Source organism: Burkholderia sp. IT-111MI5 (assembly GCF_949752865.1).
Classification (GTDB): domain Bacteria; phylum Pseudomonadota; class Gammaproteobacteria; order Burkholderiales; family Burkholderiaceae; genus Burkholderia; species Burkholderia pyrrocinia_C.
In genome coordinates, this window is the sequence record NZ_CATKIF010000018.1 from 43768 (window position 1) to 55099 (window position 11332).

At 64.6% G+C, this 11332-nt stretch carries 11 protein-coding genes and 1 pseudogene; 5 read left to right on the forward strand and 7 right to left on the reverse strand.

The genetic code is table 11. From position 1 onward, the window contains the following. Nucleotides 1-10: 10 nt before the first annotated feature. Nucleotides 11-439 (forward strand): ExbD/TolR family protein, encoded by a 429-nt coding sequence (locus tag ACM6JT_RS17605; protein WP_006478310.1) that lies wholly within the window; start codon nucleotides 11-13, stop codon nucleotides 437-439. A gap of 425 nt (nucleotides 440-864) precedes the next feature. Here ACM6JT_RS17605 and ACM6JT_RS17610 read toward each other — a convergent pair whose 3' ends face one another. Beyond that, complete coding sequence (locus tag ACM6JT_RS17610; RefSeq protein WP_105391869.1) at nucleotides 865-1839, reverse strand: LysR family transcriptional regulator; 975 nt, start codon at nucleotides 1837-1839, stop codon at nucleotides 865-867. 122 nt (nucleotides 1840-1961) lie between these two features. Here ACM6JT_RS17610 and ACM6JT_RS17615 point away from each other — a divergent pair, with 122 nt between their 5' ends. The 3 genes from ACM6JT_RS17615 (at nucleotide 1962) to hemP (ending at nucleotide 3800) form a co-directional block, all read left to right on the forward strand. After that, nucleotides 1962-2834, forward strand: coding sequence for a pirin family protein (locus ACM6JT_RS17615; protein ID WP_414856933.1), 873 nt, complete (start codon nucleotides 1962-1964; stop codon nucleotides 2832-2834). A 100-nt stretch (nucleotides 2835-2934) separates the two neighbouring features. Further along, entirely contained in the window at nucleotides 2935-3417 is a 483-nt protein-coding gene (locus ACM6JT_RS17620) for an SRPBCC family protein (RefSeq protein ID WP_034183488.1), read from the forward strand. Between the two features lie 137 nt (nucleotides 3418-3554). Further along, the gene (gene hemP / locus ACM6JT_RS17625) at nucleotides 3555-3800 is read left to right on the forward strand and encodes a hemin uptake protein HemP (protein ID WP_034183487.1); all 246 of its coding nucleotides are present in this window, start codon (nucleotides 3555-3557) and stop codon (nucleotides 3798-3800) included. A gap of 327 nt (nucleotides 3801-4127) precedes the next feature. Here the strand turns inward: hemP and ACM6JT_RS17630 are convergent, their stop codons facing one another. The 5 genes from ACM6JT_RS17630 to uvrB form a co-directional block, all read right to left on the reverse strand. Beyond that, the gene (locus ACM6JT_RS17630; RefSeq protein WP_034183486.1) at nucleotides 4128-5525 is read right to left on the reverse strand and encodes a 4Fe-4S binding protein; all 1398 of its coding nucleotides are present in this window, start codon (nucleotides 5523-5525) and stop codon (nucleotides 4128-4130) included. After that, nucleotides 5522-6364, reverse strand: coding sequence for an FTR1 family iron permease (locus ACM6JT_RS17635; protein ID WP_027784952.1), 843 nt, complete (start codon nucleotides 6362-6364; stop codon nucleotides 5522-5524). The genes ACM6JT_RS17630 and ACM6JT_RS17635 overlap by 4 nt, the downstream gene beginning before the upstream one ends. Before the next feature lie 58 nt (nucleotides 6365-6422). Beyond that, nucleotides 6423-6755, reverse strand: coding sequence for a cupredoxin domain-containing protein (locus ACM6JT_RS17640; RefSeq protein ID WP_034183485.1), 333 nt, complete (start codon nucleotides 6753-6755; stop codon nucleotides 6423-6425). Between the two features lie 55 nt (nucleotides 6756-6810). Continuing rightward, nucleotides 6811-7362 (reverse strand): iron transporter, encoded by a 552-nt coding sequence (locus tag ACM6JT_RS17645; RefSeq protein WP_034183484.1) that lies wholly within the window; start codon nucleotides 7360-7362, stop codon nucleotides 6811-6813. 227 nt (nucleotides 7363-7589) lie between these two features. After that, the gene (gene uvrB, locus ACM6JT_RS17650; protein WP_175750381.1) at nucleotides 7590-9680 is read right to left on the reverse strand and encodes an excinuclease ABC subunit UvrB; all 2091 of its coding nucleotides are present in this window, start codon (nucleotides 9678-9680) and stop codon (nucleotides 7590-7592) included. A 250-nt stretch (nucleotides 9681-9930) separates the two neighbouring features. Here uvrB and ACM6JT_RS17655 point away from each other — a divergent pair, with 250 nt between their 5' ends. Further along, the gene (locus ACM6JT_RS17655) at nucleotides 9931-11130 is read left to right on the forward strand and encodes an amino acid aminotransferase (protein WP_414856934.1); all 1200 of its coding nucleotides are present in this window, start codon (nucleotides 9931-9933) and stop codon (nucleotides 11128-11130) included. A gap of 117 nt (nucleotides 11131-11247) precedes the next feature. Here ACM6JT_RS17655 and ACM6JT_RS17660 read toward each other — a convergent pair. After that, a pseudogene (locus tag ACM6JT_RS17660) lies at nucleotides 11248-11332 on the reverse strand (3-hydroxybutyrate dehydrogenase); the annotation flags it as partial.

Below are 11332 nucleotides of genomic sequence, written 5' to 3' on the forward strand. Positions count from 1 at the left end.
GAGGTGAACCATGGCAATGAACACCGGTTTCAGCGACGATGACGACGATGCCGTGATGAGCGAGATCAACATGACGCCGCTCGTCGACGTCATGCTCGTACTCCTTATCATTTTTCTCGTGACGATCCCGGCGATGCAGCATGCGGTGAAGATCGACCTGCCGCACGCCAGCAGCCAGCCCGTCGACGAAAAGCCGCAGACGGTCGACGTCGCGATCCAGGGCGACGGCACGATCCTGTGGGACGACCACACCGTCACGCGCGAACAGTTGCAGGCACGCATCGCGGAAGCGGCGAAACGCACGCCGCAGCCAGAGTTGCACCTGCGTGCGGACCGCAAGGTTGCATACGAGCATGTGGCCGAAGTGATGTCGGATGCGCAGGCCGGCGGCCTGACGAAGCTCGGCTTCGTGACGGAGCCGGGCGCGAAAGCGAAGTAACGCACGCGCGTTTCGCACCTCGCGGGGTGCACCTCGCCGGCTGCCCCTAACCGGGCGTACCTCGCCGGCCGCCCCTGACCGGGCGTACCTAGCCGGCCGCCCCCAAAGTAAAAGGCCTTCATCGCCAGATGAAGGCCTTTTTTCATGCGCACGCGGGCGCCTTCGGGCGGCGGGCTCTTCGGCGGTATCGGTTGCGCCTCGAGCAACGCAAATGCGGCTACCGTGGTCTGCACGGACTGCGCGTTCTGCCCTATCTGGCTCGCAATATATGCGGCCACCTGATTTCGCTCAGAAACTTCCTTCACGAAATGGGATTTCAATATAGGCCCGCCCGCCCGTGCATTCAAGGTTCCGGCGATTGAAACTTGCGATTGCCGGCGACGCTTCAATGACAAAACAAATTTGCCTCGTCGTGCGCGTCGTGTTCAGGTCGCCGAAGCATCGGCCGCTGCTTCGTTCTTTTCGCGCTCAGGGCAACCCGGCTCCTTGTAGGCGCCGTGATCGAGCTTCTCGACCAGGTAGTCGACGAATGCACGCACCGCGGGCGGCATCCCCTGCCGCGACACGAACACCGCATACAGTTGCGGCACCGGCAGCGTCCAGCCCGGCATCACGGGCGACAGTTGGCCCGCACGCAGCGCGTTGCCGTACATCATCTCCGGCAGCGCCGCGATGCCGAGGCCGTCGAGCACGGCCTCGCGGATCGTCATCAGGTCGGCCGTCACGAGCCGCGGGTCGTGCTCGTGCACATGACGCGTACCGTCCGGCGCGATCAGGTTGAACACATGCCGCCCGTCGACGCTCGGCGTATCGAGCGTCTCGAAGTAAGTCAGGTCGTCCGGCACCAGCGGCGGCGCATTCTGGCTCAGCAGGTTCGGCGCGCCGACCAGCATCTGCTCGGTGCGCCACAGCGGCCGCACGACGATGTTGGCGTTCTGCGGCGGTTCCGAGCGAACTCGCAGCGCGACGTCGACCGAATCTTCGAACAGGTCGATCACGCGGTTCGTCACGCGGACGTGCACCTTCACCTCGGGATAACGACGCAGGAATTCGGGCAGGATGCGCGACAACATCGTCTGCGACAGCGTGACGGGCACGCTGACCCGCACCGAGCCGCGCGGCGACGCGCGCAGCTGCTGCACCGCGTTCATCGCGGCCTGCGCTTCGGCGAGCATCGCCTGGCAATGCTGGTAGAACAGTTCCCCCGCCTCGGTCAGCGCGAGCTTGCGCGTCGAGCGCTGCAGCAGGCGCACGCCGAGCGCCGCCTCGAGCTCGGTCAGGCGCCGCGACAGGCGCGATTTCGAGATGCCCAGCACGCGCTCCGCAGCCGAGAAACCGCCATGTTCGACGACCTGCGAAAAGTACATCAGGTCGTTCAGGTTATGCGCATCGATATTCATGTCATCGTTCCAATTTCAGAACAATCCATTGCGAACCGCCGCAAATCGAACGGTTAAACGCCCAATATAATAGCGCTATGTTTCAAAAATAACGCTATTCCGATGATTTCGAGGGCTTCCGCATGACGACCGCTCGCTCGCTTGACCGCACCTACCCCGCGCTTCGCACGACCGAAGGCGGCGGCTTCGTGGTTCACCGCCCGTTCCCCACCCGGCTGCTGATGGATTTCGATCCGTTCCTGCTGCTCGACGAAATGGGCCCCGTCGACTACGCCCCCGGCGAAGCCGTGGGCGCGCCCGACCATCCGCATCGCGGCTTCGAAACCGTGACCTACGCACTCGACGGGCGCTTCCGCCATCGCGACTCGTCCGGCCATGCCGGCACGCTCGGCCCCGGCGACGTGCAGTGGATGACGGCCGGCTCAGGCGTCGTGCACAGCGAGATGCCCGATCCGGCGTTCGCGCAGGCGGGCGGCCGCTCCCACGGCTTCCAGCTATGGGTCAACCTGCCGCGCCGCGACAAGATGATCGCGCCGCGCTATCAGGAGATCCCCGCCGACCGCATTCCGAGCGCGACGTCGCCGGACGGCCGCGCACGCGTGCGCGTCATCGCCGGCGAAGCGTTCGGCGTCCGTGCCGCGATCGAGACGCGCACGCCGATCCTCTACCAGCATTTCACGCTGGAACCGGGCGCGACGGTCACGCAGCCCGTGCCGGCCGGCTATCGCGTGTTTGCCTATCCGATCGACGGAACGGGCCTCTACGGGCCCGACAGGCAGGCTGTCGATGCACGGCACATGATCGTATACGGCGACGACGGCGACACGGTCACGTTCGCCGCCGGCGACACGCCGCTCGACCTGCTGCTGATCGGCGGCGTGCCGCTCAACGAGCCGATCGTCCGCTACGGCCCGTTCGTGATGAATACCGAGGAAGAGATCCGGCAGGCCGTCATCGACTACCAGACCGGCCGCATGGGCCGCATCGAAGCCTGACGCCCGATCGGGGGCGGCAGGTGCCGCGAAACGGATGGTTTTGCGTCACAATAACTTCTTGAACCATGTGGCCGCCCACCACCAGAAGGAATCCGTACCCTTGAACTTCGAACACCTGATCCAGATCAACTCCGATGATCCGGCCGTGCCGACCCTCACCCGCGACCAGCTCTGGGAAGGCCTCGTGTTGCGCGCCGAACAGCCGCAGCTGTTCGTGCTCGGCCTCGATAGCTGCGTCGTCCACGAACGGACGGAAACGACGCTCGAACGCGAACTGCACTACGGCCACGCGACCGTACGCGACCACGTCACGTTCACGCCGAACCAGCAGGTCCGCTACGACATCCGCGCGGCCGATGGCGAGATCGGCGGCTCGCTGACGATGACGATCGAGGAGCGCGAAGACCACGAGCTGTTCCTGCGTTTCGAATACCGCACGACGCTGACCGTCTCGGACGACAGCGAAGAAGCACGGCAGACGCACGGAATCGTCAAGGAAGCGTACCGCACGTCGGATATCGACACGGTCCGCCTGATCCGTGAATACGCACAGGGCCGCAAGGATCCCGATCCGCTGCACTGAACCCGGTGGCGGCCTGCGGGCCGCCCTTTGATTCAAACTATCAAGTCCACCGCTTCGATCGATAAAGAGTTTTTGTAAATGGGAATAGTTATCATTTAGAATTCATTCCATCGTATCGACAGTCACCGATCAACCGAATGACCGACACCATGCGCCCGACCACGCTGACCTTGCGCCGCACGACCGGCACCGCAGGCAGCAGCCGTCAAAAGACGGCAGCGGTCACGACGCCGGCGAAGCCCGCCGGCAACCGCGATGCAGGCACGCGGGTCGTCAGCAGCGATGCGCTGCTGCAAGGCCACAGCCACATCAGCATCGCGCATAACGGAGAGACCTATCAGTTGCGTGCCACACGGCTCGGCAAACTGATCCTGACGAAGTAACGACCGAGTATTGTGGGGACCACCTCCCTGAGAGGTGTTGGGCATTAGCCAGCGTAACGGCTTGCACGCGAGATCTAGACCCCTTCGTGCAAACACACTCAAGCAGCCGTTGCAGCAAGCCAAGCCACTTTTTTTTGGTTCTCGCACAAGGAAGAAAAAAAGCGACACGTCGAACGACGTGTCGCTTTTTTGTTTGAGCGACCAATGCGTGAAGCTAGTCGCCCACGTTCGTTGTCGCTCAACGCATGCCGAAAGCTGAACCGCGCTTGTTTCCTCGCGGCTTCGCACCACAGCCGAAACCGCAGCCGAGGCCGCACACGAGCCGCTTCAGAAACCCCAGAACATCAACCACCATGCGCTGTCGACGACCGCAAGCCCGACGGCGAACCACGCGAATGCCGCGAGCCGGCGCGGCCACGCCGCATAACGCCCGGTCACTTTCCACGCGAGCCACGCACTCCATGCGTTGGCCCCGACCAGGATCGCGATGCGCACGTCCGTTGCCCAGCCGAGCGGCACGTGTTCGGCACGCAGCAACGACAACGTCGTTGCCGACAGCCCGAGGAACACGCCCGCGCCCGCGATCGGGATCAGCGCCTGCGCGAGGTGATGCAGCCGCACGCGATCGAAGCGGCCAAGCATCAGCGTGGCGCCGGCCAGCAGCACCAGCAGCGCCGTGCCGTACACGAGCCCCGTGCCGACGATATAGCTGACGATCAGCCCGCCGTCGAGCCAGGAGAACACGTCGTTGCGATCCGGATAATGCGTGAGCAGGAACCAAGGCGCGTTGGTTTCGAGCGGCCAGGTGATGTCACGGTCGATCAGCCAGCCCGCGAGCCATTGCTTGATCTGCACGAACCACGGACTGACGGTCCAGTGGAACGCGCCGATCGCAACGCCGAGCAGGCCGTACAGGATCAGCGCGGTATCCCACGGGTTCGCCTGCTGCGCGCCGAGGTTCACGACCTCGTCGGACGGCGAGCGCGACGACAGCGAGATCGCGTCGCGGTGCCCGCTGCAGCGGCCGCACATATGGCACGCCGCGGCGCCCTTCATGCTGCGCAACGGCACGAGCGGCGCGCAGTTGATCGGAATCACGCGATGGCCATGCTCGCCATTCTTGTACGAACGGCGCCACGCATCCTCGTCGACCTTGTAGCGCATCGGCGCGAGCCGCGCGAGCAGCCCGAATACGCCGTTGACCGGGCACAGGTACTTGCACCACACGCGCTTCTCGCGGCCGTACAGCACGCCGATCACGATCGCGCCGACGGTCGAGCCGCCGAGCACGAACAGCACCGCGAGCGGGTACTGGTACACGCTCACCATCTGCCCGTAGATCGTCGTGATCCCGAACGCGACGAACGGCCAGCCGCCCCACCGGATCCAGCGCGGAATCGGGCCGCCGCGGCCGAACTTGCTCGCGTATTCGGTGAGTGCACCTTCCGGGCACAGCACGCCGCACCAGACGCGGCCGAGCATCACCATCGACAGCAGCACGAACGGCCACCAGATGCCCCAGAACGCGAATTGCGCGATCAGCGTGAGGTTGTTCCACAGATGCGCGGAATCGTCCGGCAGCGGCAACACCGCCGGCACGATGATCAGGAACGCGTAGACGGCGACGACGCCCCACTGGATGCCGCGGATCAGCGCACCGTGGCGCTGCATCCACTGGCCGGCCTGCGCGAGCCAGCCCGGCTTGGCTGCGGCGACAACGCTCATGCCGCGCGGCCTGCTGCAACGGCCGGACGACGGCTCGCGCGCTTCATCAGCAGCCAGACAACCGCCCAGTACACCGCATAGGCGACCAGGTTGGTCAGTGCCGGGTGCGCGCGATAGCCGGTGAGCGTCGCGACGAGCGAGCCGAACGTGCCCGAATCATCGAGGATCGCGGACGTGTCCCACACCTGCGAGATGCCGAGCGGCAGGATTTCCTTGTCGATCAGCTTGTCGACGCCGGTCTGGAACAGGCCCGCGCCGAGGAACAGCAGCATCACTTCGGTGACGCGGAAGAAATGCCGCCACGAGAAGTACTTGCCGCCGAGCTGCAACAGATAGAACGTGAGGAACGCGAGACCGAGGCCGATCACGACCGCGAGCATCTGGCTGCCGTCGACGTGGCCCGACTGGCCGAATCCGAGGCCGTACAGGAAGATCACCGTCTCGCTGCCTTCGCGCGCGATCGCAAGCGCGACCAGCACGGCGACGCCCCACCAGTTCGAATCGCGCGTGCTCTGCTGCAGCGATTGCTCCATGTCGCGCTTCAGCGTGCGCCCGTGCCGGCGCATCCACAGCACCATCTGCACGATCAGCACGCATGCGATCAGCACCATCGCGGTCTGGAAGTAGTCCTGCGCGTCGCCGGACAGCACTTCGGTGAAACCGACCAGCGCGGCACCAAGGCCGACCGCCATCAGCAAGCCGACGCCGACGCCGGCCCAGAGAAAAGGCAGGCCGCGGCGCGCGTCGTCGTCGCCGTTCTTCAGCCATGCATAGAGAATGCCGACGACGAGCAGCGCTTCGACGCTCTCCCGCCAGACGATGAACAAGATCTGACCCATCGATACCTCCTGACGCGCGAAGCAACGGACTGGTATGCCCGCGCGCAGATAAAACGCGTTACTTCGCGACGATCACGCCCTGTGCCTGCTGGTGGAAATCGTCGAAAAACTTGTATTCGCCCGGCGACAGCGGAGCGACGACCACGAACGAATCGGCACCCGGCGCAAGCACCTTCTCCTTGCGCAGTTGCACGCTCTCGAATTCGGCCGCGCCCTTGCCGGTGTTCTTGATCTCGATCTTGAAACGCTGGCCGGCCGGCACTTCGATGCGGGCGGGATTCAGCTTGCCGTCCGCCATCTCGAGCTTGAACGTCGGCAGATCGGCTGCGTGCGCTGCGCCTGCAAGCCACAACGCAGCGGCTGCGGCGATGATTTTCTGGGGAGTTTTCATTCTGGATTCTCTACGCCGACGGCGCGCCGAAGCGCGCCGTTCGTGATGCCGCCGATCAGTAACCGCCCTTCTTGCCGATACCGGCGAACGGGAAGTCGTACTCGAGCGTAATGGGCTTGAACCATGCACCCACGCCCGTTTCCTTGTCGACGTGACGGCCGAACGCCATGTGGCCCGACTGCATCGGCGGCTTGACGACCATCGTCAGGTGGTACTTGCCCGGGCCGTTCAGCTTCACGTTGTCGCCATAGTGCGGACCGTCGCTCGCGACCATGCCCATCAGGTCGCCTTCAGCCTTCCACTTCGTGTCGCCCTGCTTCGTCAGCTTGTACGCGACCTGCAGGTACGGCATCCAGTCGCCTTCGGCGAAACCCGTCGGGTTGTTCTTGACCGCATGGATGTCGGCCTCGAGGTGGATGTCGGAATCCGACGCCTTGCGCATCATCCCTTCCGGGTCCATCGTGATCGGCTGCAGGTACACCGCGCCGATTTCCATGCCGCCCTGGATCTGCTGCTTGCCGATCGGATATTCGGCCGCCGAGGCCGACATCGCGGCAAGCGCCGCCGCTACCGCAACCGTCGTGCGGATGAACGAAGAACCCAACATGGACACTCCTTGTTATTTGTCTGACTATCTTGACGACATCCGAGCCGCCGCCGGGGCGGCTCGCTGAAAACACTAACGCAATGAAGAACGTTAATGCGAACTATTCTCAATAATAGCGGAGTTTAGCACCGAACCTGTTTCCGAACAAACCGGATACCGTGTAAACCCCTGATCCGACAAGGCTTACAGACCGGTTACTGACAGGTTTTGGTGACGTTTGGAAAGATTTACCGGCCGCCGCTGACGTGGTCGCCGACGTTCGCGCCGAACACGCGCTCGCGCAGCAGCGCAAGCTGGTCGCGGGTCGCGGCAGCCTTCTCGAACTCGAGGTTCTTCGCGTAATCGGCCATCTGCTTCTCGAGACGCTTGATTTCCTTCGCGAGCTGCTTTTCCGACATGTCCTCGAATTTCGCGCGTTGCTGCGCTTCCTTCAGCTCCGCGCGCGCCTCGTCCGCGTTGTAGACACCGTCGATGATGTCCTTGATGCGCTTCACGACGCCGCGCGGCGTGATGCCCATTTTCTCGTTGTGCGCGATCTGCTTCGCGCGGCGCCGCTCGGTTTCGCCGATCGCGCGCTTCATCGACTCGGTCATCGTGTCGGCATAGAGAATCGCCTTGCCGTTCACGTTCCGCGCAGCGCGGCCGATCGTCTGGATCAGCGAGCGTTCGGCGCGCAGGAAGCCCTCCTTGTCCGCATCGAGGATCGCGACGAGCGACACTTCGGGAATGTCGAGGCCCTCGCGCAGCAGGTTGATCCCGACCAGCACGTCGAACGTGCCGAGCCGCAGATCGCGGATGATCTCGACACGCTCGACCGTGTCGATGTCGCTGTGCAGGTAGCGCACCTTGACGCCATGGTCGGCCAGAAACTCGGTGAGCTGTTCGGCCATGCGCTTCGTCAGCACGGTGATCAGCACGCGCTCGCCGGCCTTCACGCGCGCGTTGATCTCGGTCAGCACGTCGTCGACCTGCGAACTCGCCGGCCGCACTTCGATTTCCGGATCGACGAGCCCCGTCGGCCGCACGACCTGTTCGGCGACCTGCCCCGTCACGCGCTTCTCGTAGTCGGCCGGCGTGGCCGACACGAACACGACCTGGCGCATCTTGCGTTCGAACTCGGGGAACTTGAGCGGCCGGTTGTCGAGCGCCGACGGCAGGCGAAACCCGTAATTGACGAGGTTTTCCTTGCGCGCGCGGTCGCCGTTGTACATGCCGTTCAACTGGCCGATCAGCACGTGCGATTCGTCGAGCAGCATCAGCGCATCGGGCGGCAGGTAGTCGACGAGCGTCGGCGGCGGCTCGCCGGGTGCCGCGCCCGAGAAATGCCGCGAGTAGTTCTCGATGCCCTTGCAGAAGCCGAGCTCCTGCAGCATCTCGAGGTCGAAGCGCGTGCGCTGCTCGAGGCGCTGCGCCTCGACGAGCTTGCCGTCGCGGTGGAAGAATTCGAGGCGTTCGCGCAATTCGTCCTTGATCGTCTCGACCGCGCGCATCACGGTGTCGCGCGGCGTCACGTAGTGCGACGACGGATACACGGTGAAGCGCGGAATCTTCTGCCGCACACGCCCGGTCAGCGGGTCGAACAGGTGCAGCGTCTCGACCTCGTCGTCGAACAGCTCGACGCGCACGGCCATTTCCGCGTGTTCGGCCGGGAAGATGTCGATCGTGTCGCCGCGCACGCGGAACGTGCCGCGCTGGAAATCCTGCTCGTTGCGCGTGTATTGCATCGCGATCAGCCGCGCGATCACGTCGCGCTGGCCGAGCTTGTCGCCGGTGCGCAGCGTCAGGATCATCTGGTGGTATTCGGACGGGTTGCCGATACCGTAGATCGCCGACACCGTCGCGACGATCACCACGTCGCGGCGCTCCATCAGGCTCTTCGTCGCCGACAGCCGCATCTGCTCGATGTGCTCGTTGATCGACGAATCCTTCTCGATGAACAGGTCGCGCTGCGGCACGTAGGCCTCAGGCTGGTAGTAGTCGTAGTACGAGACGAAGTACTCGACCGCGTTGCGCGGGAAGAACTCGCGGAACTCGGCATAGAGCTGGGCCGCGAGCGTCTTGTTCGGCGCGAACACGATCGCCGGGCGGCCGAGCCGCGCGATCGTGTTCGCCATCGTGAAGGTCTTGCCCGAACCCGTCACGCCGAGCAGCGTCTGGAAGGCAAGGCCGTCGCCGATGCCTTCGACGAGCGTGTCGATCGCGGTCGGCTGGTCGCCTGCGGGCGGATACGGTTGATACAGCTGGAACGGCGACCCTTCGAAGGTGACGAATTTGGATTCGTCGAGCGCGTCGCCGACTTCGGCATGATGTTCGGACATGGAATGCGGCCGGAGCGAGGGCAAAGAAAGCATTCTAGCGCTTCGCGGCCGCGCGAACTGCTGTCGGCTCCTGACGCGCGACGGCCGCCCGAAATCGCGATTCGCCGCCGAATCGCGCGCCCCCGCCAGCGCGAATTCGCTACAATGTCAGGCTGCTGCGCTTTCCGGCGTCGCGCCCGTTGGCGCGCGGTTCGCTGCGCCCGCCCGCCGGCTGAAAGCCTGACCCTCTTTTCACTACTGCCGAATCATCATGTCGCTCTTCTCCGCTGTCCAGCTTGCTCCCCGCGACCCGATCCTGGGCCTGAACGAAGCCTTCAACGCCGATGCGCGTCCGACCAAGGTCAACCTCGGCGTCGGCGTGTACACGAACGAAGAAGGCAAGATTCCGCTGCTGCGCGCGGTTCGCGAAGCAGAGAAGGTGCGTGTCGCGGCCGGCCTGCCGCGCGGCTACCTGCCGATCGACGGGATCGCCGCCTACGATGCGGCCGTGCAGAAGCTGCTGCTCGGCAACGATTCGCCGCTGATCGCAGCGGGCCGCGTGGTCACGGCCCAGGCACTGGGCGGTACGGGCGCACTGAAGATCGGCGCCGATTTCCTGCGCACCGTGAACCCGAACGTGAAGGTCGCAATCAGCGATCCGAGCTGGGAAAACCACCGCGCGCTGTTCGAAGCGGCCGGGTTCGAAGTCGTCGCGTACCCGTATTACGACGCCGCCACCAACGGCGTGAACTTCGAAGGCATGCTGTCGGCGCTGAACGGCTATGCGGCAGGCACGGTCGTCGTGCTGCACGCGTGCTGCCACAACCCGACCGGCGTGGACCTCACCGAAGCGCAATGGCAACAAGTCGTCGACGTCGTGAAGGCGCGCAACCTCGTGCCGTTCCTCGACATGGCGTATCAGGGCTTCGGCGAGAACATCGAGGCCGATGCGGCCGCCGTGCGCCTGTTTGCCGCGGCCGACCTGAACGCGTTCGTGTCGTCGTCGTTCTCGAAGTCGTTCTCGCTGTACGGCGAGCGCGTCGGCGCGCTGTCGATCATCACGTCGAGCAAGGAAGAAGCCACGCGCGTGCTGTCGCAACTGAAGCGCGTGATCCGCACGAACTACTCGAACCCGCCGACCCATGGCGGCGCGGTGGTCGCAGCGGTGCTCGCATCGCCGGAACTGCACGCTTCGTGGGTGCAGGAGCTTGGTGAAATGCGCGATCGCATCCGCGCGATGCGCAATGGTCTCGTCGAGCGCCTGAAGGCGAGCGGCGTCGATCGCGACTTCAGCTTCATCAACGCGCAACGCGGGATGTTCTCGTATTCGGGCCTGACCTCGGCGCAAGTCGATCGCCTGCGCGACGAGTTCGGCATCTATGCGGTCGGCACGGGCCGGATCTGCGTCGCAGCGCTGAACACGCGCAACCTCGACGCGGTCGCCAATGCAATCGCAGCCGTGCTGAAGTAACTCGGCACCGGCAGGCGGCAGCCGCCGCCGGCCCCGCCGAAATGAAAAACGCGCTCCCCGGAGCGCGTTTTTTTGTGCCGTTCATCGCAGCGGGCAGCTACGCCGCCCGCGCCCGCGTTACTGCATGAACCAGCCGTGGCTGACGACGACCGACTGGCCGGTGAGCGCGGCGCTCGGGAACGCCGACAGGAACAGCACCGTT